Here is a 26,392-nt window from a genome sequence, read left to right as displayed (position 1 = left end):
CAGGCAAGGGGCAACAGTGGATCAAGGGATGATCGTCTCACTTTTTCCTGTCAATGCCATCTGGGTGAACAGTTACGAGGGGCTCACCCCTGACGACATCGACAGTCAGGCGCCGCTGTTCGGTGACGGCCTGGGGCTGGACTCCATCGATGCGCTGGAGCTGGGCCTTGCCATCAAGGGCCGCTACGGCATCGTGCTCTCCGCCGAGGATGAAAACACCCGTCGTCATTTCGCCTCTGTCGCGGCGCTGGTCGCCCTGGTGCAGGCCCAGTCGAAAGGGGAGGCCTGAGCCATGACCCGTGACGACATCTTTGCCCAGATCAAGGCCGCCCTCGTCGAGCTGTTCGAGGTCGACGAAGAGGCTATCACCCCAGAGGCCCGCCTCTATCAGGATCTCGAGCTCGACAGCATAGACGCCATCGATCTGGTGGTGCACCTGCAGAAGCTGACCGGCAAGAAGATCAAGCCGGAAGAGTTCAAGTCGGTGCGCAGCGTCAACGATGTGGTGGATGCGGTCGAGCGTCTGCTGGCCGACGCCTGATGCCGGTGCACGCCCTGCCATGATGCGCTGGCTCTCCTGGCTGGCCGGTGGTGCCCTGTTGCTCTACCCGCTGGCGGTTTACTGGGGGCTGACCCACGCCGGTCAGACCCCGCTGCTGCTCGGTCTGCTGCTCATCTTTTCGCTGCGACTCTTGCCTGGCCTGCTCAAGGGGCGGGTCCGGCTCGGCCCCTTGCCGGAGTGGCTCTGGCTGGGCCGCCTGCTGGCCTGCATCGGCTTGGGGCTGACCCTGCTGTCTGCCCTGTTCAGCGCCCGGCACTGGCTGCTCTACTACCCGCTGGCGGTGAGCCTGGCGCTGCTCTGCCTGTTCGGCTGGAGCCTGACCCGCCCCATGAGCCTGGTGGAGCGGCTGGCCCGCCTGCAGGATCCCGTTTTGCCGCCGGCAGCCATCGGCTACACCCGGCGGGTGACCCAGGTCTGGTGCGGCTTCTTCGTCATCAACGGCGCGCTGGCGGCCTTCACCATCTGGCACGGGGATCTGGCGCTCTGGAGCCTCTACAACGGTCTCATCAGCTACGCCCTGATGGGCGGCCTGATGGGGGCTGAGTATCTGGTGCGCCGCCGCCTGCTCAAGAGGCTGGCCCCATGACCCTGCTGAAAACTATCTGGCAGCGGGACGGCGAGTGCGTGGTGGCGTTCGGCCAAGGCGGCGAGGTGACCCTGGCCGAGCTGCGCCGCAGCAGCCTGCAACTGGCCCGGGCCATGGCCCGCCACGCCGGCGCCGGCCAGCCAGGTGCGCGCTGGGCCCTCTGCTTCGATGACAGCCTGCTGTTCACGCAAGCACTACTCGCCTGCGCCCTCGGTGGCTATCAGGCAATCCTGCCGGGCCATCAGCGGCTGGCTGGTCTGCAGGCGCTGCAGGCGCAGTTCGATGGCCTGCTCACAGACGGCGAGCTGCCAGGCGAGGGGCTCGGTGTGCCCCAACTGCAATTGCCACTGGCCGACGCCCATGGCGAGCTGGATGAAGATCACGCCAGCCAGGTTCCCGAACGCCTCGATCTCACCCTGTTCAGCTCCGGTTCCACCGGTGAGCCCAAGGCGATCCCCAAGGCCTGGCCCCAGCTGGAGGCGGAGTTGCGGGTGCAGATGGCGCTGTGGGGCGAGCGGCTGGCCGACACCCGGGTGCTGGCCAGCGTCAGTCACCAGCACATCTACGGCCTGCTGTTTCGCATTTTGTTGCCGCTTGCTCTCGGTCTCCCCTTTGATCGTCGCAGCATCGACTACCCGGAGCAGCTGGCGCTGCAAACGGCCCCCTGGTGCCTGATCGCCTCCCCAGCGTTTCTGAGCCGGCTTGACCCGGCCATTCCCGCCGCCGGCTGCCGGCTGATCGTCTCCTCCGGCGGTCCCCTGCAACCGGGGGATGCCCAGCAGGCCAAACTGCTGCTCGGTCAGCTGCCGGTGGAGATCTTTGGCAGCAGCGAGACCGGCGGCATCGGCTGGCGCCAGCGCCACCAGGGGCAGACCCCCTGGACGGCGCTGCCCGGCGTCGAGGTGCGGGTCGGTCCGGATCAGGGCCTGCTGCTGCGCTCCCCCTTCCTGGCAGAGGACGACTGGCTGGCCTGCGCCGATCGTATCCTGATGACGGGGGCCGGGTTCGAGCTGCTGGGTCGCCAGGATCGGGTGGTCAAGCTGGAGGAGAAGCGCATCTCCCTCGACGAGGTGGAGGCGCGCCTGCAGGGGCTGGCGGAGGTGGAATCGGCCGCCGTGCTGCCGCTGCTGCAGGGCCAGCGCCAGATCCTCGGCGCCGTGCTGGTGTTGAGCGAGGCGGGCACCGCCCGCTGGGCCGAACTGGGTCAGGGCCGCTTCCTGCTGGCCCTGCGCCAGCAGCTGCGTCCCTGGCTCGAGCCGGTCGCCCTGCCGCGCAGCGTGCGCCGGGTCGAACAGATGCCCGTCAATGCCCAGGGCAAGCGCCCCTGGCCACAACTCAAGGAGCTGTTCGATGAGCCTCTCGGTTGACTCTCTGCCACCGAACACCTTGCCCACCGTGCTTGCCTGCGAGACGCTGGCCGACGAGGTGCGCCTGCGACTGCGGCTCGATCCCGATTTGCCCTGGTTTACAGGCCATTTTCCCGGTGCGCCCCTGCTGCCCGGGGTGACCCAGATCCACTGGGTGATGCACTATGCCGCCAGCCTGCTCAAGCTGGCGCAGCCGTTTCACGGGGTGGATCAGCTCAAGTTCCAGCGCCCCCTGCGCCCCGGAGCCGAGTGCAGCCTGCGCCTGCAGTGGCAGGCAGACAAGGACCAGCTCCTCTTTCAGTATCTGCTCGGCGATGAGCCAGCGAGCAGCGGACGGGTGCGGCTGATCCCATGACGCCCTGCATTCTCATCCCCTGTTACAACCATGCTGGCCCGCTGGCCGCCGTGCTGGCGCGGCTGGCCGAATACGGGCTGCCCTGCCTGCTGATCGACGATGGCAGCGAGCCGGTTGCCGCCGCCGAGCTGGATGCGCTGGCTGCGCGTTACCCCTGGGTCACCCTGCTGCGTCACCCTCACAACCAGGGCAAGGGCGGCGCCGTGATGACGGGGTTGCGCCGCGCCCATGCACTCGGCTTCAGCCACGCCCTGCAGGTGGATGCCGACGGCCAGCACGATCTGGCGGACCTGCCGGCCCTGCTGGCCGAGGCGGACAAACACCCGGCGGCGCTCATCTCCGGCCGCCCGCTCTACGATGATTCCGTGCCCAAGGGGCGCCTCTACGGCCGCTACATCACCCATGTCTGGGTCTGGATCGAGACGTTGTCGTTCGCCATCAAGGACAGCATGTGCGGTTTTCGGGTCTATCCGCTGGCGGCCACCTGCGCGCTGCTCGAACGGGTGGCGCTCGGCCGGCGGATGGATTTCGATACCGAGGTGATGGTGCGCCTCCATTGGGCCGGGGTGGCGGTGCGCTTCGTGCCGACCCGGGTCATCTATCCCGCCGATGGCAGCTCCCACTTCCAGCTCTGGCGTGACAACCGCGACATCTCCTGGATGCACACCCGACTGGTGTGCCGCCTGCTGTGGGATCAGCTGCTGCGCATCGGCCGCTGGCCCCGCCGCCTTGGCGTCCGGGCGGCGCAGCTGTGGCGCGAGCGGCGCACTCACTGGTCACGCACCCCGGAGCGGGGATCCCTGCTCGGCATGCAGATCATGCTGACCAGCTATCGCCTGCTGGGGCGGCGAGGGTTTTCCCTGCTGCTCTATCCGGTCATCGGCTACTTCTGGCTGACCGGCCGTGCCCAGCGCCAGGCATCCCAAGCCTATCTGGCCCGCCTCGAGCGCTTCGCCAGCGCGCAGGGGGTGGCGCTGCCCACCGAGCCGCGATCGAGCTTTCGCCACTTCCTGCGCTTTGGCGAGGCGGCGCTCGACAAGCTGGCCGGCTGGCGCGGCGACATCACCGAGCAAGAGGTGGAACTGGTGGGGGCGGAGCACTACCAGGCCGCCATCAACAGCGGTCAGGGCGTTCTGCTGCTGGGCTCCCACCTGGGCGATCTGGAGCTGTGCCGCGCCCTGGGCAGCCGCAAGCAGGGGCTGCGCATCAATGCGCTGGTGTTCACCCGCCATGCGGCCCGCTTCAACGCCCTGCTCAAACAGATCAACCCGGATTCGCACCTTAATCTCATCCAGGTGCAGGAGCTGGGGGCCGATACCGCCATCCTGCTCAAGGAGAAGCTGGAGCGGGGAGAGTGGGTGGTGATCGTCGGCGATCGCACCTCGGTGACCCGGGAGAAGCGGGTGATCTGGGCCGATTTCCTCGGCGCACCAGCGCCCTTTCCGCTCGGGCCCTTTGTGCTCAGCAGCGTGCTGGGCTGCCCTGTCTACCTGATGTTCGGCCTCAAGGAGCAGGGCCGCTTTCGGGTGCATTTCGAGCCCTTTGCCGACGGCCAACCCCTGCCACGGCAGGGGCGCCAACAGATTCTTGCGTCCCGGGTGCAAGCCTATGCCGATCGCCTGCAGCATCACTGCCTGCAGGCCCCGCTGGACTGGTTCAACTTTTTTGATTTCTGGCAGCTGACCGATGAACAAGAGTGAGATGAGACGGGTCACCTTCGGCGCCGAGCCGCTGACCATAGAGGACGTGGTGGCGCTGGCCGAAGGGCGCGCCACCCCCGCACTGAATCCGGATCCCGCCTTCATGGCCCGCATCCAGCGGGGCGCCGACTTTCTCGACCGGCTGCTGGCCGAAGAGGGGGTCATCTACGGGGTGACTACCGGCTACGGCGACTCGGTGACCCGGCCGGTGCCGACCGAGCTGGTGCCTGAGCTGCCGCTGCACCTGACCCGTTTTCACGGCTGCGGGCTGGGGGCGGATCTCGAGCTCGATGCCGCCCGCGCCGTGCTGGCGACCCGGCTCTGCTCCCTGGCGCAAGGAGTCTCCGGGGTCAGCCCGGCCTTGCTCGAGCGGCTCTGCTGGCTGCTGGAGCAGGATCTGGTGCCGCGCATTCCCGAAGAGGGGTCGGTGGGCGCCAGCGGCGATCTTACCCCGCTCTCCTACGTCGCCGCCGTGCTGGTGGGGGAGCGTGAGCTCCATCACGATGGTGTGCTGCGCCCCGCCGCCGAGGTCTATCTGGAGCTGGGGGTCACCCCCCTGCGCCTGCGACCGAAAGAGGGGCTGGCACTGATGAACGGCACCTCGGTGATGACGGCGCTGGCCTGCCTCGCCTATGCCCGCACCGACTACCTGATGCGGCTGGCGACCCGGATTACCGCGCTGGTGAGCGTCGCCATGGGGGGCAACGCCTTCCACTTCGACGAGCGGCTGTTTGCCGCCAAGCCGCACCCCGGCATGCAGGGGATCGCGGCCTGGTTGAGGGAAGACCTGGTAGCCGGCGAGCTGCCGCGCCACAGCGACCGGCTACAGGACAGATACTCATTGCGCTGCGCCCCCCACGTCATCGGGGTGGTGGCCGACAGCCTGCCCTGGTGGCGTCAGCTCATCGAGAACGAGCTCAACAGCGCCAACGACAACCCGCTGATCGACGGGGAGGGGGAGCATGTGATGCACGGCGGCCACTTCTACGGCGGTCACATCGCCATGGCCATGGACAGCATGAAGACGGCCGTCGCCAACCTGGCCGACCTGCTGGATCGCCAGCTGGCCCAGCTGGTGGACAGCAAGTTCAACGGCGGCCTGCCGAGCAACCTCTCCGGCGCGCCGGATGAGCGGCAGATGATCAATCACGGCTTCAAGGCGGTACAGATCGGCGTTTCGGCCTGGACCGCGGAGGCGCTCAAGCAGACCATGCCCGCCAGCGTCTTCTCCCGCTCCACCGAGTGCCACAACCAGGACAAGGTGAGCATGGGCACCATAGCGGCGCGCGATGCGCTGCGGGTGCTGACCCTGACCGAACAGGTGGCGGCCGCCTGCCTGCTGGCGGCGGTGCAGGGGGTCGAGCTGCGCCTCGCCCGACCCACCCCCTTGACCCGCCCGCTCGGCACGGCGCTGGCCGACATGGTCGTGCAGGTGCGGGCCGAGTTCGCCCCGCTGCTGGAAGACAGGGCGTTGGAGCCCGAGCTGAGGGCGCTGATAGCCCGCATTCGCCAGCGCCACTACCCCCTCTATCAGGACTCTTCACTATGAGCCGTATCCAGACTACGTCTGAACCCTGGCAGATCAGCACGGAGATCGAGGTGACCATCCCGTTCCACGACGTGGACTGGGTGGCTGTGTCGCGCTGGCGGGGAGACGACTTGTGAGAAAAACCATGCAGCAAGAACCCTGGCAGATCAGCACGGAGATCGAGGTGACCATCCCGTTCCACGACGTGGACTGGGTGGCTGTGTCGCGCTGGCGGGGAGACGACTTGTGAGAAAAACCATGCAGCAAGAACCCTGGCAGATCAGCACGGAGATCGAAGTGACCATCCCATTCCACGACGTGGACATGATGGCGGTCGCCTGGCACGGCCACTACTTTCGCTACATCGAGCTGGCCCGCTGCGCCCTGCTCGACCTCATCGACTACAACTATCCGCAGATGGAGGCCTCCGGCTACCTCTGGCCCATCATCGACACCCGGATGAAGTACCTGGCGTCGCTGCGCTTCGGCCAGCGGGTGCGGGTGCGTGCCACCCTGACCGAGTACCAGAACCGGTTGAAGATCGACTACCTGCTGAGCGACGCCGTGAGCGGCACCCGCACCAGCAAGGGCTACAGCATCCAGGTGGCGGTGAGCAAGGCGAGCGGCGAGATGTGCCTGGCCTCGCCCCAGGTGCTGCTGGACAAGTTGGGGGTGAGCCAGTGACCCCTCTTCTGAACCGGCTGATGGTCGGACTGGTCCTGCTGCTGGCGTGGCCACTGCAGGCGGCCCCCCTGACCCGTGACCAGGTGCAGCAGTTGCTGACCCTGAGCCCGGCCCGGCAGGCCCATTTCGAGCAGGAGAAACAGGTGGCGGGACTGAGCCAGCCGCTCAAGGCATCCGGCGAGCTGCTGCTGGTGCGCGACCTCGGCCTCTGGTGGCAGCAGCAGAAGCCCTTTGCCCTGACACTCACCCTGACGCCGCAACGCATGGTGCAGCAGGTGGCGGGTCAGCCCGCCACCGTCATCGACAGCCCCCAACTGCTGGAATTCAGCCAGATGCTGCTGGCGCTGTTCGGCTCGGACGAGGCGACCCTGAGCCGCTACTTCAGCATCGATTTCCAGAGCTCGGAGGCGGGCTGGCAGCTGGTGATGGTGCCCACGCAGGCGCCGCTCGACAAGGTGTTCGCCAGCCTCACCCTGAGCGGGCAGGGGCAGCTGGATCAGCTGCTCATCGCCGATCGGCAGGGTGACAGCACCCGCATCCGCTTCAGTGGCTGGCGCGAGCGCCCCCTGCCATTGACCCCTGAGGAGCAGGCCCGCTTTGCTGCCCATTAGCCCCGCATCGCGCCAAGCCACTGCCCGTGGTCTGGCCGGGAGAGTCGACCTTGCTGCAAGCTGAAACCACCTGGCACCGGCTTGGCACGCTCTGGATCGGCCTCTGTCTGCTGCTGGCGGCGGTACTCGCCTGGCAGCTGCCCCACAGCCGCATCAACACCAGCCTGATGGATCTGCTGCCCCATGCATCCCGCAGCGATCTGGATCCGGCCCTGCAGCAGGGCTTGCTGCAGCAGCTCGACCGCCAGCTGGTCTGGATGCTGAGTCTGCCGGCCGGACAGAGCGGGCAGGCGGCGGCCGAGCTATGGGTAACACAACTCGGCCAGATAGCGGCCTTCTCCCACATCAAGGGGCATCAGCCCGAGCTGGCCTCCGCCTGGCAGGTCTATCTGCACAGTCTCGCCTGGCAGCGGCTGGATGAGGCGAGCCGGGCCCGGCTGGCGGCTGGCGCCGAGGGGTGGAGTCAGTGGGTGCTCGGCCAGATCTACTCGCCCTTTGGCGGCGTCTCTCGCGCCGAGTGGCAAAGCGATCCCCTGCTGCTGACCCGGGCCGGGGTGCTGGCCGAGGTCAGCGGCCCCATGCAGCTCAAGGCGGGCTGGCTGATCAGCCGGGACAAGGGGGGGCGTGACTGGTACATGGTGCGCGCCGAGCTGGATCTCTCCGCCTTCGACATCCAGCGCAATCAGGGGGTGCTGAGGGCGCTCGACAACGCCGAGCAGCGGCTGGCCCAGGCTTATCCCGGTGCCGAGCTGCTGCGCCGTGGCACCCTCTTCTACAGCCAGCACGCCAGCAACCTGGCCCAGCAGGACATCTCCACCATAGGGCTTGGCTCCATGATCGGGGTCATCCTGCTGATCTGGGGCGTGTTCCGCTCGACCCGGGCGCTGCTGCTCTCCCTGCTGCCCATTGGCGTGGGGCTGATGTGGGGGCTGGGCGCCGTGCTCATCCTGTTTGGCGAGATCCATGTCTTCACCCTGGTCATCAGCAGCAGCCTCATCGGCATCGCCATCGATTACGCCATCCACTTCCTGTGCGAGCGGCGGTTGCACGGCGGCGACGAGAGCGCGCATCAGACCCGGCTACGGCTGCTGCCGAGCCTGTCGCTGGCGGTGCTGACGACCCTGATCGGTTATGGCCTGCTCTGGTTCGCCCCCTTCCCCGGGCTGCAGCAGCTGGCGGTGTGTGCGCTGGCGGGCCTGTTCAGCGCCTTCATCACCGTGCTCTGCCTGTTTCCGCGCTGGGCCGGCCCGCTGCCGACCCGGCCCATGGTCATTCAGCCACTGCTGATGGCCTGGCTCAGGGCCTGGCGGCAACGCCCGCTGGTGCGTATCGGCCTGCCGCTCTGCTGCCTGCTGCTGGCTGCTCTTGGCATCAGCCAGCTGCGGGTGGATGACGACATCCGCCGGCTGCAACCCTTGCCGGTGGAACTGCAGGCGCAGGAGAACCAGATCAAGACCCTGACCGGCCAGCAGGGCGGCATGCAGGGTTTTCTGGTGACGGGAGCGGACGGCGAACAGGCGCTGCAACGACTGGAGCGGCTCGACGGCCGGCTGGCCGAGCTTACACAGCGCGGTGCGCTGCAGGATTTTGTCTCTCTTTCCCGCTGGCTGCCTTCGCTGGCGCGCCAGCAGCAGGATGCGGCCGCCATCCGGGCCCTGTTGCCCCAAGTGGTGACCCGACTGCAAGAGGCCGGGGTGCCAATACCAGCAGGGGGGCAAGCCCCCGTCCGCGAGCCCGGTTGGTTGACCCCGGCGGCCTGGCTGGCCAGCCCGGTCAGCGAGGGGAGCCGTCTGCTGTGGCACTCGCTGGACGATGGCCGCGTCGCCATCTGGGTGCCGCTGGTGGGGGTGGTGGACGAAGGGGCCCTGACGGCGCTGGCGGCGGCCGAGCAGGGAGTCTACTGGCAGGATCAGCGCAGCGAGTGGAGCCGGCTGTTCGCCCACTACCGGATCAAGCTTGCGGAGCTGCTGTCGGTGGCCATCGGCCTGGTGGCCCTGCTGCTCTGGCGGCGGATGGGGGCGGCCCGGGCGGCCCAGGTGCTGCTGGTCAACCTGATTGCGCTGGCCATGGGGTTGGCGCTGCTCGCCGCCTGCGGCCAGCCGCTCACCCTGTTCGGGGTGCTGGCGCTCAGCCTCATCTTCGGCATCGGTATCGACTATGGTCTCTTTTTCGCCCACAGCGGGCGCGAGCTGGCGCGGCAGAGTGCCACCCTGCTCGCCATCCTGCTGGCGAACCTCACCACCCAGCTGGCCTTCGGTCTGCTGGCGCTGAGTCACACCCCCGCCATCGCGGGCTTTGGTCTGGTGCTGAGTGGCGGTATCTTTACCGCCTTCCTGTTGTCGCCCCTGGTGCTGGACAGGGAAGCGGACAAGCGGAGGCATGACGAGCGGGAGCCGGAGCAACCATGAGATCAGTGTTCGCATTACTCATCCTCTTGCTGGGGGGCTGCAGCAGCCAGCCGGCCCCCACCGCCTATCTCGACAAGAGCAGTGTCATGACGCTGCCGGCCCCCGTGCTGGCCACCCCCTTCTATCGCCAGCAGTTGCTGACGGCCACTGTGGGTGAGAGCGCCCATCAGCTGATGACTGTGCTGGAGGCCGATGGCAGCCAGTTGACCCTGGTCGGCCTGACCCCGAGCGGGGTGCGGCTGTTCCGAGTGCGTTACGATCAGCAGGGCATAGCGACCCAACAACTGAGCCCGCTGCTCGCCACCGGCATGCCGCCCGTGACCCAGGTGCTGGCGGACGTCATGCTCTGCTACTGGCCGCTGGCCAGCTGGCAGCCGCAGTTGCCACCGGGCTGGACGCTGCGGGACCAAGGGCTGACACGCCGGCTGCGAGCCCCCGATGGCGCCCTGGTCAGCGAGATCCATTACCGCGACATCGACGGCGTGCGCGAGCCGGTCAGCCTGCAACAGCACGTATTCCACTACCGCCTGCAACTGGAGACCCTGAGCCGATGAGCTGTTTTATCACCGCCTATGGCCTCATCTCGGCGCTGGGTGAGGGCGTTGATGCCAGCGCCGAGGCCCTGCTGGCCTGGCAGGCCAAGGGGAGCACGCCGCTCACCCGCCACAACCAGGCCTTGCTGGATGGCCGCCTGACCCCGGTGGGGCGGGTGGAAGGCGAGTTGCCGGCCATACCGGCGGCACTGGCTCCTTACGCCTCGCGCAACAACCAGCTGCTGCTGGCGGCGCTGGCCCAGATCCGGCACGCCCTCGGCGAGGCGCTGGCGACGTTTGGCCCTGCGCGGGTGGGGCTGGTGCTTGGCACCAGCACCGCCGGGATCGGCGAGGCCGAACTGGCGGTGGCGGCTGCCCGGCGCGGGGAGGCCGTGCCGCTCGTCTTTGACTATCGTCAGCAGGAGCTGGGCTCCCCGTCCGAATTTCTGGCTCGCCACCTCGGCCTGGAAGGGCCCGCTTACACCCTCTCCACCGCCTGCTCCTCCAGCGCCCGTGCCTTCATCAGCGGTCAGCGGATGCTGGCGGCCGGACTGGTGGATGCGGTGCTGGTCGGGGGCGCCGACAGCCTGTGCGGGCTGACTCTCAACGGTTTTGACAGCCTGGAGTCCCTCAGTGGCACCCTCTGCCAGCCCTTCGACAACGGCCGCCAGGGGATCAACATCGGCGAGGGGGCGGCACTGTTTCTGCTGAGCAGACAACCTGCGCCGCTCGCGCTGCTGGGGGTGGGGGAATCGTCCGATGCCTGGCACATCTCGGCGCCGCATCCAGACGGCGTGGGGGCCGAGGCGGCCATGGGCATGGCGCTGGCCCAGGCAGGTCTGACGCCGGAGCAGGTGGGTTACATCAACCTGCACGGCACCGCCACCCGCCTCAATGACGCCATGGAGAGCCAGGCTGTCTATCGCCTGTTCGGGGACAGGGTGCCTTGCAGCTCCACCAAGCCGCTCACCGGCCATGTTCTGGGGGCGGCGGGGGCCATCGAGGCTGCGCTCGCCTGCCTGCTGCTGGAACGGGCACTGCCGTTGCCACCCCAGCGGGTGATGACGGGGGATCCGGCGCTGGCTCCCATCCGGCTGGTGAGTGGCACCACCCCGCTGGCGACGCCCCGGATCCTCTCCAACTCCTTTGCCTTCGGTGGCAACAATGTCAGCCTGCTGTTCGGGAAATCTGCCTCATGAATGAGATCACACCGTTGCCCGCCATCGATACTCTCTTGCCCCATCAGGCCCCCATGCTGCTGCTGGACCGGCTCTGCGCCGTGGATGCGAGCCGGGCGTGCTGCGAGACCCGTGTCGGTGCCCGCCACGCCTTGCTGCTCGATGGCGAGGGCAACCTGCCCGGCTGGGTCGGCATCGAGCTGATGGCCCAGACCATCGCCGCCTGGGCTGGCATGCAGGGGCGATTGCGCGGCGAGCCGGTGCGTATCGGCATGCTGCTCGGCACCCGCAAGTACCGCTGCCAGCCTACTAGCTTTGCTGTGGGGGCCCTGCTCACCATAGAGGCCAGCTGCCTGTTGCAAGACGGCGGCATGGCCAGTTTCGAATGCCGGATCCTGCAAGATGGGCGGGAGTGCGCCACCGCACGCCTCTCGACCTATCAACCCGCACCCGGCGAGTTATCCGATTTGTTAGCGAAGGACGTTTCATGATCTCTACCGTATTGGTCACGGGCGCCAGCAAGGGGATAGGCCGCGCCATCGCCCTCAAGCTGGCCGCCGACGGTTTTCTCGTCGTGGTGCACTACCACGGCGACCGCGCCGGTGCCGAGGCGACGCTGGACAGCCTGCAAGCGGCCGGTGGGCAGGGGCGCCTGATCCAGTTCGACATCGCCGATCGCCAGGGTTGCCGCGTGCGGCTGGAGGCCGACATGGCCGAACACGGCGCCTATTACGGTGTGGTCTGCAATGCCGGCATCATCCGTGACGGCGCCTTTCCCGCCCTCACCGACGAAGAGTGGGACGGGGTGCTGCACACCAATCTGGATGGCTTCTACAACCTGCTCAAGCCCTGCATCATGCCGATGATAGGCCTGCGCCGGGGCGGCCGTATCGTGACCATCTCCTCGGTCTCAGGCCTGATGGGCAACCGGGGCCAGGTCAACTACAGCGCCGCCAAGGCGGGCATCATGGGGGCCACCAAGGCGCTGGCGCTGGAGCTCGCCAAGCGCAAGATCACGGTGAACTGCGTGGCACCCGGCCTTATCGACACCGGCATGGTGGATGCCGAGGTGAAGGCCGAGGCGCTGAAGCTGATCCCGCTCAAGCGCATGGGGCAGGCTGACGAGGTGGCCGGGCTGGTCTCTTACCTGATGTCGGACATCGCCGGCTATGTCACGCGTCAGGTCATCTCCATCAACGGGGGCATGGTATGACGCGGATGTCGGTGAGATCTTGTCTGATGTTGATTCAACATGGTGCTGTCTCTGTGGCACGCCAGCTTATCTCTGCGAATGGCGGTATGGTATGAAGCGGGTAGTGGTAACCGGCATGGCCGGGGTGACGGCGTTCGGCCAGGACTGGCCGAGCGTGCGGGCAAAGTTGCAGGCGGGGCGCAATGCGGTGGTGGCCATGCCGGAATGGGCCATCTACGAGGGGCTCAATACCCGGCTGGCGGCGCCCATTGCCGATTTTGTGCTGCCCGCCCACTATCCGCGCAAGAAGACGCGGGCCATGGGGAGAGTCTCCCAGCTGGCGACCGTGGCCACCGAACTGGCGCTGGCACGGGCGGGACTTACCGACCACCCCGTGCTGACCGATGGTCGCACCGGCATCGCCTATGGCTCCTCCATCGGCAGCACGGAGCCCATCCGTGCCTTCGGGGTCATGCTCAACGACAAGAGCACCGCCAGCATCACGGCCACCACCTATGTACAGATGATGCCGCACACGGCGGCGGTCAATGCCGGCCTCTTCTTCGGTCTGCGCGGGCGGGTGATCCCTACCTCCAGCGCCTGCACCTCCGGCAGCCAGGGCATTGGCTACGCCTTTGAGGCGATCAAGCACGGCTATCAGACCCTGATGGTGGCCGGCGGGGCCGAGGAGCTCTGCCCGTCGGAGGCCGTGGTGTTCGACACCCTGTTTGCCACCAGCCAGATGAACGACAACCCCGAGCTGGCGCCGCGACCGTTCGATCGGCAGCGGGACGGGCTGGTGATTGGCGAGGGGGCAGGCACCCTGGTGCTGGAGGAGCTGGAACATGCGCAGGCGCGCGGGGCCACCATCATCGCCGAGCTGGTGGGCTTTGCCACCAACTGCGACGCCACCCACGTGACCCAGCCCCAGCAGGAGACCATGCAGCTGTGCATGGAGATGGCGCTGGCCCAGGCCGGACTCAAGGCCGCCGACATCGGCTACATCAGTGCCCACGGCACCGCCACCGAGCGGGGCGACATCGCCGAGAGCCACGCCACCGCCGCCATCTTCGGCGACAAGACCCCCATATCGTCGCTCAAGAGCTACTTCGGTCATACCCTGGGAGCCTGCGGCGCCATCGAGGCCTGGCTGGCGCTGGAGATGATGCAGGAGGGCTGGTTTGCCCCCACCATCAACCTGACCGAGCCGGATCCGGCCTGTGCCCCGCTGGATCACGTGATGGGCAATGGCCGCACGCTGGCGGTGGACTACCTGATGTCCAACAACTTCGCCTTCGGTGGTATCAACACTTCCCTCATCTTCAAGCGCTGGGGTTGAGGGGGCTGTCCAGCCCGTCCGGTTGCACCCGGTACAGCTCCAGTACAGCTTGGGTTTAGGTTTGATTAATTAATATGTCTCCCACTTTGTTGGGAGGCATCATGTCTGTTTTAGCTTTTTGTTCTGTTCAATCTCCGCTGCGCCTTGGGCTGCTGGCCTTTCTACTCTCTTGCCTGTGGTGGGGGGGGGCCTCGCCCGCCAGGGCTGATGATGAATTTCGGCTGGGTAACACCATCCTGTTGGGGGTGGGCGACCACCCAGCCATTATTCCCATCATCATCTGCCGACCGGCCAGGTCCATCATGGTCAAGGCGGGAAGGGAGCTGACCCTGGACAGGGTCAAGGTGATCTACGGCAATGACCGCAGCAAGACCCTGCACTTTGACAAGAGCCTGAAAGAGGATCAGGAGTCCGGCTGGAAATCTCTCGGCAGTCGGGTTTGCATCAAGCGAGTCGAGGTCTATGGCAATTCGGAAGGGAGCAAGGCGGGGGTCAAGGTATACGGCCGCAAATAAACGGCTGCAAGTTGGGAGGTGGACGGGGAGCTCCCCGCCCACTCAGGGCCTATTTCTTGGGGCGAAACGGCTTGATGACGGCTTCGTCACATTCGAGATAGGGCCCTTCCATCAGGTCGATGCAGTAGGGGATGGCGGGGAAGACCGCATCCAGACACTCGCGAATGGACTTGGGCTTGCCCGGCAGGTTGACGATGAGGGAACTGCCGCGCAGGCCGGCGGTCTGGCGCGACAGGATGGCGGTCGGCACGAACTTGAGGGACTCGGCCCGCATCAGTTCGCCAAAGCCCGGCATCATGCGATCGCACACCGCCTCGGTCGCCTCCGGTGTCACATCCCGCTTGGCCGGCCCTGTGCCGCCGGTGGTGACGATGAGGCAGCACTGCTCCTGGTCCGCCAGCCGGACCAGGGTCGCTTCGATCTGATCCTGCTCATCCGGGATCACCTGATAGACGGGCTCCCACTCTGAGGTCAGATAGGCGTTCAGCGTGTCTATGATGGCCTTGCCGGAGAGGTCCTCATAGATGCCCGCGCTGGCGCGATCGCTGACGGTGACGATACCGATTCTTGCCTTGCTCATGATCTGCCCTTGGTCATTGGAAAAAGTGGTAAATAAAATAACATAATCAGTGAGATATGTTAAAGCACCGGCATGGGCGTGACACAGGAAGGCCAGATTTGAGAGTCGAACGAAAAGCAGATTTATTCGCTATCGATGAATAGGGAATAAGAAGAACCATAAAAGCCTTTAAAATTTATAAAAAAAGTGACGCAGGTCGCATGAGGATAATTTCATGAATCATAACGAATAAATATTTCCTTTCGACCCATAGTCGCCAAATGGATGAAAAATCAGACTCCTGTGGATCGGTGCGGGCTGACCCTAAATCGCCACCATCTTATATAACCTGTTTATGGACAGCGAAATGATGTGCCGGGTGTGGTCACGCAGATTCACGCAAGGCGTCTGGCCAGGAGGGGATATGGAGATGCCGGATTTTGATACGCTGAAACACTGGGCCCTGGCCGAGCCGGAGCGGCTCGATGCCTTGCTGCACCAGCAGATAGAGGCACTGATCGCGCAGGTGGGGCCGGACCAGCAACGGCGGTTGCGAGGCCTGCAGTTTCGCATCGACTGTCAGCGTCGTCTCGCCAGGAACAATCTGGACAGCTGCATCCGGATCGCCAATATGATGCACGAATCCGTTCATGCCATGCGCCGCCACATCGTTCACCTGCAGGAGGCGTCTCAGGAGGAGAGCGAAGAGATTGTGCCGCCGAACAATGTGATCTGGCTGGTAGAGCGTGTGAAGGATAAATAATGCGTTGGCAGGCATCCAGTCTCGTTATTTCCCAATATTTCATTCAGTTCAAACCATCCAATGTTAATAAGCTGGGTGGTTTGTTTTTTATTTGCTGCAAATGGACCTGTAGTACAAGTTGAATAACATAGTGATCAGGTAAATCAGCAGATATAGATGAAGGAATATAAGGGTTGGGGTAATATCACGGCATATTCCACCTTGCTAACACTCAAAGGGATCATGAGCAGCATCACACCAGGAAGGGAGCTGTCGCGGGAGCAGCAGACGGAAATCACCCGGATCATCGTCAAGGCGGGTCAGATGCTGGCCCAGTTCGGGGCCGAGAGCCGCATCATAGAGCAGACCACGGTTCGGCTTGGCCTGGCACTGGGGCTGGAGAGCGTCGAGATGGCCATCTCCTCCAGCGCCATCGTGCTGACCAGCCTCTATCAGGGCAGTTGTGTCACCACCACGAGACGGGTGCGCGAGCATGGCATCAACATGCAGGTGGTGTGCGAGATCCAGCGTATCTGCATCATGGCTGAAAAGGCGCTGATCGGCGCGCGCGAGGTGCGTCAGCGGCTCGACGGCATAGTGCCGTTTCACTACCACCCCTGGCTGGTGGTGCCCATGGTGGGACTCTCCTGCGGCGCCTTCAGCCTGCTGTTCGGCGGTGACTGGCCCATTTTCATGGTGACCTGCCTCTCGGCCTCGGTCGCCATGCGGGTTCGCCAGCTGATGGCTCGCCACCACCATAGCCCCCTCATCAATTTCGCCGTGACCGGCTTCATCGCCACATTGCTCGCCTCCAGCGCCACCTTCTTTGGCTGGGGCGAGCAGCCCTATCTCGCCATGGCCGCCAGCGTGCTCTTGCTGGTGCCCGGTTTTCCGCTGATCAACGCGGTCTCCGACATGGTGAAGGGTTACTTCAACATGGGGCTGGCCCGCTGGGGCACGGCGACCCTGCTGACCATCAGCGCGGCGATAGGGATTATTCTCGCCATGTCGGTGACCGGTATCTGGGGGTGGAAAGTATGAAGGGATTTGACGCTGTATCAACCCGACCATCCATCAGCGCGCGGATCCATATCGGTATCATCCTCGCCATGTCGGTGACCGGCATCTGGGGGTGGAAGGTATGATGGATTTGATCTGGCTGCTGGCCAAGGATGCCTTCTGGTCTGCCATTCCGGCGGTAGGGTTTGCCATGCTGTTCAACGTGCCGCCACGGATGTTGAAGTACTGCGCCATGGGCGGCGCCCTGGCCCACAGTCTGCGTACCCTGCTCATCCATTACGGCATGCCCATCGAGTGGGCCACCCTGGCGGCGGCGACTACGGTCGGCTTTGTCTGCGTCTACTGGTCGCGCCGGTTGCTGGCGCCGCGTCCGGTGTTCAGCGTCGCCTCCATCATCCCCATGATCCCCGGCAGCTATGCCTTCAAGGCGATGATAGCCATAGTGGAGCTCAACATCTCCGGGGTGACCATGGAGCTTATCCAGAGCGCGGTGGAGAACGGCTTGAAGGCTATCTTTATAGTAGGCGCATTGAGCTTCGGGCTGGCGATACCTTCCCTGGTCGTGTACCGTAACCGGCCCATAATATGAATGGTTGTGTGAGAGGCTGACACCATGAAAATCTCCATGATTGCCGCCATGGCCCACGATCGTGTGATCGGTCTGGACAACCAGATGCCCTGGCACCTGCCGGCGGATCTGGCCCACTTCAAGCGGGTCACCCTGGGCAAGCCGGTACTGATGGGGCGCAAGACCTTTGAGTCCATCGGTCGGCCCTTGCCCGGGCGCCGAAACCTGGTCATTAGTCGTAACCCAGGATTCAAAGCACCAGGCATAGAGGTTTTTTCATCCATCGACGAGGTATTGGCCACCTTATCTGAGGCCGAGGCACCAGATGAGCTGATGGTGATCGGCGGCGGCCATCTCTATGGTCAGCTGTTGCCCCGGGCCGACAGCCTCTATCTGACCCGGATCGATCTGGCGGTGGCAGGGGATACCCGCTTCCCCGCCTTCGATGAGGGAGAGTGGCATTGCGTTGAACGCGAGCCTCATGAGGCTGATGAGAAAAACCCTCATCCCTACTGTTTCGAGACCTGGCAGAGGCGCTGACGACAGCGTATTGCCGTGGTAGATGAAAGGCCCCCTGCGCTGCGCAAGGGGCCTTTTTGTTGGCCGCTCCTGGCGCGGTGAATGGAGGCGTTTATACAACGTCGCTTGATCAGCTCTTTTCTTGTCCATCTTCCCAAAATGATTAGTTGTCTAATCAAAATAACCCTTCGAAGATAAGTGCAGTTATTTCCTCGTATCCTGCCCCTGAATCAAGCCTTTTTCTCAATAAATTCGGCATTTTGATTGAATTTGTTTGCATTTCATTGTTGAGCATATGCTGTTGTGTCACATTTAAATGGTTTTTTATGTTAAAAATAACCATTTAAAATCAATAGGTTATGATTGCCACTCTTCATTGAGACTCTTATGGTTCTTTTATTAGGCCCCAAAATTACTTAGTGTTAAAAGTAGTTGGCTCGCGTTCGACGGTTTGCCTTGCAAGTCGTCGACCATGAAAAAAGGACAATATGACAGTCAAACTCGAGGTTAAATCACTCTACAAAATCTTCGGCGATCAGCCGGAAAAAGCGTTCAAGTTGCTGGCGAAAGGGCACGACCGCGCCAGCATCCTGCAAAAGACCGGGCAGACCCTGGGGGTCCAGGATGTCAATCTGGCCATCCACGAGGGGGAGATCTTCGTGGTGATGGGCCTCTCCGGCTCGGGCAAATCCACCCTGGTGCGCCTATTCAACCGGCTGATAGAGCCGACCCGCGGCCAGGTGCTGATCGACGGCGAGGACATCGCCGCCATCTCGGAGCGCGAGCTGCGCCAGGTGCGCCGCAAGAAGATCAGCATGGTGTTCCAGTCCTTCGCCCTGATGCCACACCTGAGCGTGCTGGAAAACACCGCCTTCGGCCTGGAGCTGGCCGGGGTGCCGCTGGCGGAGCGCCAGCAGAGTGCCCGTCAGGCGCTCAATCAGGTGGGATTGGGTCAGTGGATTGACGCCTTCCCCGACGCCCTCTCCGGCGGCATGAAGCAGCGGGTCGGCCTGGCCCGGGCGCTCGCCAACGACCCCGATATCCTGCTGATGGACGAGGCCTTTTCGGCGCTGGATCCGCTGATCCGCACCGAGATGCAGGACGAGCTGCTCAAGCTGCAGGCGAGCCAGCAGCGCACCATCGTCTTCATCTCCCACGATCTGGACGAGGCGATGCGTATCGGCGATCGCATTGCCATCATGCAGGATGGCCAGCTGGTGCAGGTGGGCACCCCGGACGAGATCCTGAACCAGCCCGCCAACGACTATGTGCGCGCCTTCTTTCGCGGGGTGGATCTCGCCAACGTCTTCAGCGCCCGAGATGTGGCCAGCCGCAAGCAGACCCCCCTCATCAAGAAGCACACCACGGACGGGCCGGGCAACGCCCTGCGCCAGCTCAAGGAGCTGGAGCGGGAGTACGGCTATGTGGTGGATCGCAGCCGCCGCTTCCTCGGGGTCGTTTCGGTCGAGTCGCTCGGTCGGGCGGTGCGTGACAAGGGGAGCCTGGAGCAGGCGTTGCTGGCGGACATCCAGCCCATTCTGGCGGACACCTCCCTCAATGAACTCATCAGCCAGGTGGCCGCCGCACCCTGTCAGGTGCCCGTGGTCGAGGAGGATGGCACCTATCTGGGACTCATCTCCAAGGCCAATCTGCTCAACACCCTGGACAGGAGTACACCGGTATGAATCTCAACCCCTTTAACCGTCTGCTGACCGGCTTGCTGGCGCTGTTGCTATTGACCAGCACTCCCACCTGGGCCGACGAGGCGCAGGCCGACCCCTGGGGAGCTGCGACCACCACCACGACAGCCGAGGATCCCTGGGGCAGTACGGCTACGGAGGCGGCAGACTGGCAGAGCCAGATCGCAGCCGTCGATGACAGTGCCGCCGTCGACTGGCTGGATCCCTTCCAGCAGGCCCTGGTGCCGCTGGATACCTGGGTCGAGGGGGGCATCGGCTGGCTGGTGGAGAACCTGCGGCCTGTGTTCCAGCTGATCCGCGCCCCCGTGGAGCTGGCGCTGGGGGCCATGACCCAGCTGCTGCAGACAGTGCCCTCCACTCTGATGATGGGGCTCCTGACCCTGATCGCCTGGCAGCTGGTGGGTGGTCGCATGGCGCTCGGCACGCTCGCGTCTCTTGTGGGGATCGGCCTTATCGGGGCCTGGTCCGATGCCATGGTGACCCTCTCCCTGGTGCTGACCTCGCTGTTCTTCTGCGTGCTGATAGGCTTGCCGGTGGGCATATTGCTGGCTCGCAGCGAGCGGCTCTCCACCTGGACTAGGCCGCTGCTGGATGCCATGCAGACCACCCCGGCGTTTGTCTACCTCATCCCCATCGTCATGCTGTTTGGCATAGGTAACGTGCCCGGGGTGGTGGTGACCGTCATCTTCGCCCTGCCGCCCATGATCCGGCTCACCATGCTGGGTATTCGTCAGGTGCCCGCCGATCTGGTGGAGGCGGCCCACTCGTTCGGTGCCAGCCCCTCCCAGTTGCTGTTCAAGGTTCAACTGCCGCTCGCCATGCCCACCATCATGGCCGGGGTCAACCAGACCCTGATGCTGGCGCTCTCCATGGTGGTGATCGCCTCCATGATAGCGGTCGGGGGTCTGGGCCAGATGGTGCTGCGCGGCATAGGCCGGCTCGATATGGGACTCGCCTCCATCGGCGGCCTCGGCATAGTGCTGCTGGCCATAGTACTGGATCGCCTCACCCAGGCGATGGGACAACCGGATCGCACCCGTACCGGCCGCTGGTATCAACGTGGCCCCGCCGCCCTGCTGCTGCGCCTGTGCGGCCGCGGCAAATCCCTCGATTACAAAGGAGTAAATGCATGAAACAGATCACCAAAGGATTGACCCTGGGCACATTGCTGCTGAGTACCCAACTGCTGAGTCCGCTCGCCATGGCCAGCGCCGAGCTGCCGGGGGAGGGGGTCAAGGTGCAGCCCCTGCAGAGCTCCTTGCCGGAGGAGGCCTTCCAGAGCCTGCTGGTCAGCAAGCTGATGGGACGCCTCGGTTATGAGGTGCAGCCGGCCCAGGAGGTGGACTACAACGTGGCCTACGCCTCGGTGGCGCAGGGGGACGGCACCTTCCTCGCTTTCAACTGGATACCGCTGCAGGACAACAAGTACGAGCAGGCGGGGGGGGACAAGGTGTTCTTCCGTCAGGGCACCTATGTGGCCGGTGCCGCCCAGGGGTATCTGGTGGACAAGAAGACTGCAGCCCAATACGGCATCACCAACCTGGGCCAGCTCAAGGATCCCAAGCTGGCGGCGCTGTTCGACGGCGATGGCGACGGCAAGGCCGATCTGGTGGGCTGCAACCCAGGCTGGGGCTGCGAAGGGGCCATCAACCATCATCTGGACGAGTTCGGCCTGACCACCACGGTGACCCACAAGCAGGGCAACTACGCGGCGCTGATCGCCGATACCCTGGCCCGTTACCAGGCTGGCAAGCCGGTGCTCTACTACACCTGGACCCCCTACTGGCTCAGCAGCGAGCTGGTGCCGGGCAAGGATGTGGTGTGGCTGGAGGTACCCGCCGATGCCCCTGATGCGGACAAGACCCGGCTGCCGAACGGCAAGAACTACGGCTTTGCGGTGAACACCATGCACATAGTCGCCAACAAGCAGTTTGCCGAGGCCAACCCGGCGGCCGCCAAGCTCTTCTCCATCGTCAAGCTGCCCCTCAATGACATCAACATCCAGAACGGTCTGATGAACAAGGGGCAGAACAAGCCGGCGGATGTGGAGCGTCACGCCGATGCCTGGCTCAAGGGACACGAGGCCCTGGTCAATGACTGGCTGGCCCAGGCGCGCGCCGCCGCAGCGAAAGAGCAGTCTGCGGGCTAAACCCCGCCTCGGCCCAGTCCATGGATACCAGCAAGCAAAACGCCCGGCTATTACCGGGCGTTTTTTTATGGGCGGGGCGCAGTAACAGGCTGCGCACCAGGATCAGATGCCGGAGCCGTCGTGCTCGCCGTTCTCTTCGTGCAGGCCGCATTCACGCTTGAGGCCGAAGAAGCGGGTCTGTTCCTCGCTCATGCCCGGTTCCCACTTGGTGGTGGTGTGGACGTCGCCCACCGAGAGGTAGCCCTGCTCCCACAGGGGATGATAGGGCAGGTCGTGCTCCTTGAAGTAGTAGAAGACGTCCTTGTTGCTCCAGTCGATCACCGGCAAGAACTTGAAGCGGCCGCGCTGTATGGCCAGCACCGGCAGCTTGCCGCGACTGCCCGCCTGCTCCCGGCGCAGGCCGGAGAACCAGGTGCGGGCGCCAAGCTCCCGCAGCGCCCTGTCCATCGGCTCGACCTTGTTGAGCTGGTTGTAGCGGGTGATCCCCTCCACTCCCTGCTCCCACAAGAGGCCGAAGCGGGCCTCCTGCCAGGCCGGCGTGAGCTCGGCACGGTAGATCTTGAGATTAAGGGCTAGGCGCTCGGTCAGCTCGTCGATGAAGTGGTAGGTCTCGGGGAAGAGATAACCGGTATCGGTCAGCACCACGGGCACGTCGGCCCGCTCGCGGCTCACCAGGTGCAGCATCAGCGCCGCCTGGATGCCGAAGCTCGACGACAGCACGTGTTCCCCCGGCAGGTTCGCCAGCGCCCAGCGCACCCGCTCGGGGGCGCTCATGGCGTCCAGCTCCCGGTTGAGAGGGGCCAGCGCCTCGGTCTGCTCCTCGCGGCCGAGGGCCAGCAGGGCATCGAGGTCGAGCCTGCCATCGGCGGTCAGTCTCAACCGCCCGCTTTCAGTCAGTTCAGGCTGCATAGAAGTCCCTCGCGGAGTCGATAACGGGCGCAACTACCCCAACCCGGATCACGAAGTCGCCGAAGCACTCGTTCCCGTCGCGTTCCTTGGCCCAGCGGCCGATCAGGGCATCCAGCTCGGCCAGGATCTGCGGCTCCGTGATGTTTTCCTGATGCAGGCGAGGGATGCGGGTCCCCTCGAGGTTGCCCCCCAGGTGCAGGTTGTAGCGGCCCGGCGCCTTGCCCACCAGACCCACTTCCGCCAGCATGGCGCGGCCGCAGCCGTTGGGGCAGCCGGTGACCCGGAAGATGATGGCGTCATCCGCCAGACCGTGTTTGGCCAGCAAGGCTTCGATGTCGGTGACAAACGCTGGCAGCATGCGCTCGGCTTCCGCCATCGCCAGCGGGCAGGTAGGCAGGGCCACGCAGGCCATGGACTGCTTGCGCTGCTCGCTCACGCCGTCGTCCAGCAGGCCGTACTGGCGTGCCAGGGCTTCGATGCGGGCCTTTTCACCGGCGGGGACGCCCGCGATGATGAGGTTCTGGTTGGCGGTGAGACGGAAGTCCCCCTGGTGGATCTTGGCGATTTCCAGCATGCCGGTCTTGAGGGGCTTGCCCGGGAAGTCCAGCAGGCGGCCGTTCTCGATAAACAGGGTCAGGTGGTGCTTGCCGTCTATCCCCTCCACCCAGCCGAAGCGATCGCCACGGCTGGTGAACTCATAGGGGCGAACCTCGCCAAACTGGATGCCGGCGCGGCTCTCCACCTCGGCCTTGAAGGCCTCGACACCGACGCGTTCGAGGGTGTACTTGGTCTTGGCGTTTTTGCGGTTGACCCTGTTGCCCCAGTCGCGCTGGGTGCTGACCACGGCGGCCGCCACCTCCAGCACGTGGGAGAGCGGGATGAAGCCGAAATCGCTCGCCTTGCGCGGGTAGGTGGTGGTGTCGCCGTGGGTCATGGCCAGACCGCCGCCCACCAGCACGTTGAAGCCCACCAGCTTGCCATGATCACTGATGGCCACGAAGTTGAGATCGTTGGCGTGGATATCCACGTCGTTGTGGGGCGGGATCACCACGGTCGTCTTGAATTTGCGCGGCAGGTAGTTGGAACCCAGGATCGGCTCCTCGTCGTCCCCCAGCTTCTCGCCGTCCAGCCAGATCTCCACGTAGGCGCGGGTCTTGGGCAGCAGGTGCTCGGAGATCTTCTTGGCCCACTCGTAGGCCTCCTGATGCAGCTCGGACTCCACCGGGTTGCTGGTGCAGAGCACGTTGCGGTTCACGTCGCCCGCGGTGGCTATGCTGTCGATGCCGGTGCTGTTGAGGGTCTGGTGCATCAGCTTGATGTCGCGCTTCAATACCCCGTGGAACTGGAAGGTCTGGCGGGTGGTCAGGCGGATGCTGCCGTACATGCTGTGCTCTTCGGCGAACTTGTCGATCACCTGCCACTGGGCCGGGGTGATGATGCCGCCCGGCAGACGGGCACGCAGCATGACGTTGTGCAGCGGCTCCAGCTTCTGGGCGGTGCGCTCGGGGCGGATGTCTCTGTCATCCTGCTGATACATGCCGTGGAAGCGGATCAGCTGGAAATTGTCGCCATTGAAGCCACCGGTGAGGGGATCCTGCAGATCCTCGGCTATGGTGCCGCGCAGGAAATTGCTTTCGCGCTTGAGGCGTTCGTTGTCGGACAGTGGCCCTTCAACCGGTCCTGCTGCTTGCTTCGAGATTGGTTGCTTGCTCATCAGTAGACATCCCTTTGATAACGTTTGGCACGACGCAATTCGCTCAAATACTCTTCTGCTTCTTCACGGCTCTTGTGGCCATGATCGCTAATCACATCCAGCAGGGCTTCCTGCACATCCTTCGCCATGTGGTTGGCGTCGCCACACACATAGACGTGAGCGCCTGCTTCCAGCCACTGGTAGAGCTCAAGCCCGGCTTCGCGCAGGCGGTCCTGCACATAGATCTTGTTGGCCTGATCCCGGCTGAAGGCCAGGGAGATCTTCGACAGCAGGCCGGATTTCACATAACGCTGCCACTCCACCTGATAGAGGAAGTCCTGGGTGAAGTGGGGGTTGCCGAAGAAGAGCCAGTTCTTGCCCTCGGCCCCTTGTGCCTCACGCTCCTGCATAAAGGCGCGGAAGGGGGCTATGCCGGTGCCCGGACCCACCATGATGACGGGGGTATCGGGATTGGCGGGCAGGCGGAAGTTGTCGTTGTGCTCCACGAACACCCTGACCTCGGCGTCCTCGGCCAGGCGGTCTGCCAGATAGGAGGAGGCGCCGCCACTGCGCACTGTGCCATCTTCCTGCGGGTAGCGCACCACGCCGACTGTCAGGTGCACCTCTTCCTCTACCTCGCTTTGGGCGGAGGCAATGGAGTAGAGGCGAGGGGTCAGCGGGCGCAGCAGTTTGACAAGCTGCTCTGCAGTGAGTGTGGCGGGGAAGCGTTTCAGCACATCCACCACCTGGGCGCTGGCCACCAGGGCGTTGACCTGGGCCTTGTCGCCGGCCAGGTCTTTCAGTGCCGCGTTGCCCGATATGTCAGCGAGTCCTGTGATGAAACCGCCGTGCAAACGGGTCAGCTCGAAGTGGCTGGTCAGGGCCGCGCGCAGCGGGCCCTGGGCGGTGGCTTCATCGCCGGAGAGGCCGGTCAGGGCCAGCACTTCCCCCACGAGATCGGCGTCGTTGTCGAACCAGATGCCCAGCGCATCCCCTGGCTGATAAGTGATGCCGGACTCTTCCAGGTTGATCTCGATATGGCGGATATCCTTGGTGGAGTCACGGCCGGTGATCTTCTGATTGACCGAGAGTCGTGCCGGGAAGGGGTTCTCCTTGTGATACTGGCTATGGCCGACGGCTTGCTGCACCGAGCCCGCCACGCTGGCAGTCGCGGCGCCAGCAGAGAGGGTGGTGGCCACCGCAGCGACGGCCTGCTCGCCCCAGACCTTGGCCGCGTCCTGATAATCCACGTCCAGGCTCGCGAGCTCATGAATGCGCTCGGCCCCGGCTTTGGACAGGAAGTCGTCGAAGTCCTTGCCGGTCTGGCAGAAGAATTCATAGGAGCTGTCACCCAGTCCCAGCACGGCGAACTTGAGTCCTTCGAGTTTGCCAATCTTGCCCTTCTTGAGCTGCTCGAACAGATCGACCGCGCTCTCCGGTGGTTCACCCTCCCCGTAAGTGCTCACTACCACCAGCAGATGGCTCTCTTTCTTGAGCTGCTTGGGTTTGTAGTCCGCCATCGAGATCAGGGTCACCGGCAGGCCGTGGGCCTTCGCCTGCGCCTGGATGGTGCTGGCGACACCCTTGGCGTTGCCGGTCTGGGAGCCGTAGAGAATGGTCAGGCTGCCACTGGAGGCGGCCACGGCGGCGCTGGTGGCGACGCTCTGGATGCCTGACTGGGAGAGGCCGTAGAGATAACCGCTCACCCAGGCGAGTTGCTGGGTGTTGAGGGTCGACAAGACCTGATTCAGCTGGCGCTGCTGTTCGTCAGAGAGCGGGCTTATGTTGGGTATTGGGGCTGTCAATTGCATCACACATGTCTTCCATGGTCTGATTTTTGGTCAGGTTAAGGGGTGCAATGAATAACAACAAAGAATAAAAATATCTTCTTTATGCGATTTATGAATTTATAAAGCCGAAATCCGCCTCAGCGACTCCCCGGCTGTGGTATAAAAATCGCAATATTGAGTCCCTT

General features: G+C 64.3%; 27 protein-coding genes. 23 read left to right on the top strand and 4 right to left on the bottom strand.

What is annotated here, in order from left to right:
- Window positions 1–28: 28 nt before the first annotated feature.
- The 16 genes from PG898_RS17735 (at window position 29) to PG898_RS17660 (ending at window position 14,558) form a co-directional block, all read left to right on the top strand.
- Window positions 29–289 (top strand): phosphopantetheine-binding protein, encoded by a 261-nt coding sequence (locus tag PG898_RS17735; RefSeq protein ID WP_270824747.1) that lies wholly within the window; start codon window positions 29–31, stop codon window positions 287–289.
- A 3-nt stretch (window positions 290–292) separates the two neighbouring features.
- Window positions 293–541, top strand: coding sequence for an acyl carrier protein (locus PG898_RS17730; protein WP_011707160.1), 249 nt, complete (start codon window positions 293–295; stop codon window positions 539–541).
- On the top strand, window positions 510–1,148 hold the full coding sequence (locus PG898_RS17725) for a hypothetical protein (RefSeq protein ID WP_270830629.1): 639 nt from the start codon (window positions 510–512) through the stop codon (window positions 1,146–1,148). Before PG898_RS17730 ends, PG898_RS17725 begins: the two co-directional genes overlap by 32 nt.
- A complete protein-coding gene (locus tag PG898_RS17720; RefSeq protein ID WP_270824736.1) occupies window positions 1,145–2,515 on the top strand; it encodes an AMP-binding protein in 1,371 nt (456 codons plus the stop codon). The genes PG898_RS17725 and PG898_RS17720 overlap by 4 nt, the downstream gene beginning before the upstream one ends.
- Entirely contained in the window at window positions 2,499–2,870 is a 372-nt protein-coding gene (locus PG898_RS17715) for an ApeI family dehydratase (RefSeq protein ID WP_270824737.1), read from the top strand. The genes PG898_RS17720 and PG898_RS17715 overlap by 17 nt, the downstream gene beginning before the upstream one ends.
- A complete protein-coding gene (locus tag PG898_RS17710; protein ID WP_270824738.1) occupies window positions 2,867–4,570 on the top strand; it encodes a glycosyltransferase family 2 protein in 1,704 nt (567 codons plus the stop codon). The genes PG898_RS17715 and PG898_RS17710 overlap by 4 nt, the downstream gene beginning before the upstream one ends.
- Entirely contained in the window at window positions 4,557–6,119 is a 1,563-nt protein-coding gene (locus PG898_RS17705) for an HAL/PAL/TAL family ammonia-lyase (RefSeq protein WP_270824739.1), read from the top strand. Before PG898_RS17710 ends, PG898_RS17705 begins: the two co-directional genes overlap by 14 nt.
- Before the next feature lie 237 nt (window positions 6,120–6,356).
- The gene (locus PG898_RS17700) at window positions 6,357–6,782 is read left to right on the top strand and encodes an acyl-CoA thioesterase (protein ID WP_042648425.1); all 426 of its coding nucleotides are present in this window, start codon (window positions 6,357–6,359) and stop codon (window positions 6,780–6,782) included.
- Window positions 6,783–6,802: 20 nt separating this feature from the next.
- Window positions 6,803–7,393 (top strand): outer membrane lipoprotein carrier protein LolA, encoded by a 591-nt coding sequence (locus PG898_RS17695; protein ID WP_270824748.1) that lies wholly within the window; start codon window positions 6,803–6,805, stop codon window positions 7,391–7,393.
- Window positions 7,394–7,443: 50 nt separating this feature from the next.
- On the top strand, window positions 7,444–9,801 hold the full coding sequence (locus tag PG898_RS17690) for an MMPL family transporter (RefSeq protein ID WP_270824740.1): 2,358 nt from the start codon (window positions 7,444–7,446) through the stop codon (window positions 9,799–9,801).
- On the top strand, window positions 9,798–10,355 hold the full coding sequence (locus PG898_RS17685) for a DUF3261 domain-containing protein (RefSeq protein ID WP_111912822.1): 558 nt from the start codon (window positions 9,798–9,800) through the stop codon (window positions 10,353–10,355). The genes PG898_RS17690 and PG898_RS17685 overlap by 4 nt, the downstream gene beginning before the upstream one ends.
- On the top strand, window positions 10,352–11,533 hold the full coding sequence (locus PG898_RS17680; RefSeq protein WP_111912820.1) for a beta-ketoacyl-[acyl-carrier-protein] synthase family protein: 1,182 nt from the start codon (window positions 10,352–10,354) through the stop codon (window positions 11,531–11,533). The genes PG898_RS17685 and PG898_RS17680 overlap by 4 nt, the downstream gene beginning before the upstream one ends.
- On the top strand, window positions 11,530–12,003 hold the full coding sequence (locus PG898_RS17675) for an ApeP family dehydratase (protein WP_111912818.1): 474 nt from the start codon (window positions 11,530–11,532) through the stop codon (window positions 12,001–12,003). Before PG898_RS17680 ends, PG898_RS17675 begins: the two co-directional genes overlap by 4 nt.
- Window positions 12,000–12,725: a 3-ketoacyl-ACP reductase FabG2 gene (locus tag PG898_RS17670; protein ID WP_111912816.1), complete on the top strand. Its 726-nt coding sequence runs from the start codon at window positions 12,000–12,002 to the stop codon at window positions 12,723–12,725. The genes PG898_RS17675 and PG898_RS17670 overlap by 4 nt, the downstream gene beginning before the upstream one ends.
- Before the next feature lie 91 nt (window positions 12,726–12,816).
- A complete protein-coding gene (locus PG898_RS17665) occupies window positions 12,817–14,043 on the top strand; it encodes a beta-ketoacyl-ACP synthase (RefSeq protein ID WP_005332019.1) in 1,227 nt (408 codons plus the stop codon).
- A 101-nt stretch (window positions 14,044–14,144) separates the two neighbouring features.
- The gene (locus tag PG898_RS17660) at window positions 14,145–14,558 is read left to right on the top strand and encodes a DUF2541 family protein (protein ID WP_041206827.1); all 414 of its coding nucleotides are present in this window, start codon (window positions 14,145–14,147) and stop codon (window positions 14,556–14,558) included.
- 49 nt (window positions 14,559–14,607) lie between these two features.
- Here the strand turns inward: PG898_RS17660 and mog are convergent, their stop codons facing one another.
- Window positions 14,608–15,138 (bottom strand): molybdopterin adenylyltransferase, encoded by a 531-nt coding sequence (gene mog / locus PG898_RS17655; protein WP_005332022.1) that lies wholly within the window; start codon window positions 15,136–15,138, stop codon window positions 14,608–14,610.
- Window positions 15,139–15,541: 403 nt separating this feature from the next.
- Between mog and PG898_RS17650 the strand changes: the two genes are divergently transcribed.
- The 7 genes from PG898_RS17650 (at window position 15,542) to proX (ending at window position 21,815) form a co-directional block, all read left to right on the top strand.
- Window positions 15,542–15,880, top strand: coding sequence for a DUF3135 domain-containing protein (locus PG898_RS17650; RefSeq protein WP_005326491.1), 339 nt, complete (start codon window positions 15,542–15,544; stop codon window positions 15,878–15,880).
- A gap of 222 nt (window positions 15,881–16,102) precedes the next feature.
- Window positions 16,103–16,900: a threonine/serine exporter family protein gene (locus PG898_RS17645; RefSeq protein ID WP_049832147.1), complete on the top strand. Its 798-nt coding sequence runs from the start codon at window positions 16,103–16,105 to the stop codon at window positions 16,898–16,900.
- Window positions 16,901–17,000: 100 nt separating this feature from the next.
- Window positions 17,001–17,468, top strand: a complete 468-nt coding sequence (locus PG898_RS17640; protein WP_041205157.1) for a threonine/serine exporter family protein — start codon at window positions 17,001–17,003, stop codon at window positions 17,466–17,468.
- Between the two features lie 24 nt (window positions 17,469–17,492).
- A complete protein-coding gene (folA, locus tag PG898_RS17635) occupies window positions 17,493–17,987 on the top strand; it encodes a type 3 dihydrofolate reductase (RefSeq protein ID WP_043129962.1) in 495 nt (164 codons plus the stop codon).
- 467 nt (window positions 17,988–18,454) lie between these two features.
- Window positions 18,455–19,651 carry a glycine betaine/L-proline ABC transporter ATP-binding protein ProV gene (gene proV, locus PG898_RS17630; RefSeq protein WP_218409529.1) on the top strand — a complete coding sequence of 399 codons (1,197 nt, stop codon included), beginning with the start codon at window positions 18,455–18,457 and terminating at the stop codon, window positions 19,649–19,651.
- Window positions 19,648–20,799, top strand: coding sequence for a glycine betaine/L-proline ABC transporter permease ProW (gene proW / locus PG898_RS17625; protein ID WP_270824741.1), 1,152 nt, complete (start codon window positions 19,648–19,650; stop codon window positions 20,797–20,799). Before proV ends, proW begins: the two co-directional genes overlap by 4 nt.
- Window positions 20,796–21,815, top strand: a complete 1,020-nt coding sequence (proX, locus tag PG898_RS17620; protein WP_270824742.1) for a glycine betaine/L-proline ABC transporter substrate-binding protein ProX — start codon at window positions 20,796–20,798, stop codon at window positions 21,813–21,815. The genes proW and proX overlap by 4 nt, the downstream gene beginning before the upstream one ends.
- 102 nt (window positions 21,816–21,917) lie before the next feature.
- Here proX and PG898_RS17615 read toward each other — a convergent pair whose 3' ends face one another.
- Genes PG898_RS17615 through PG898_RS17605 form a run of 3 tightly spaced genes read right to left on the bottom strand, consistent with a single transcriptional unit; the run spans window position 21,918 to window position 26,228 of the window.
- Window positions 21,918–22,724: a phosphoadenylyl-sulfate reductase gene (locus tag PG898_RS17615; protein ID WP_270824743.1), complete on the bottom strand. Its 807-nt coding sequence runs from the start codon at window positions 22,722–22,724 to the stop codon at window positions 21,918–21,920.
- A complete protein-coding gene (gene cysI, locus PG898_RS17610; protein ID WP_270824744.1) occupies window positions 22,714–24,438 on the bottom strand; it encodes an assimilatory sulfite reductase (NADPH) hemoprotein subunit in 1,725 nt (574 codons plus the stop codon). The genes PG898_RS17615 and cysI overlap by 11 nt, the downstream gene beginning before the upstream one ends.
- A complete protein-coding gene (locus PG898_RS17605; RefSeq protein WP_270824749.1) occupies window positions 24,438–26,228 on the bottom strand; it encodes an assimilatory sulfite reductase (NADPH) flavoprotein subunit in 1,791 nt (596 codons plus the stop codon). The genes cysI and PG898_RS17605 overlap by 1 nt, the downstream gene beginning before the upstream one ends.
- Window positions 26,229–26,392: the final 164 nt, after the last annotated feature.

Origin of the sequence: Aeromonas sp. QDB31 (assembly GCF_027707605.1) — a bacterium.
In the GTDB taxonomy this organism is placed as follows: Bacteria; Pseudomonadota; Gammaproteobacteria; order Enterobacterales; family Aeromonadaceae; genus Aeromonas; species Aeromonas media.
The sequence above is the reverse complement of the archived record's forward strand: the minus strand, read 5'-3'. Positions and strand labels throughout refer to the sequence as shown.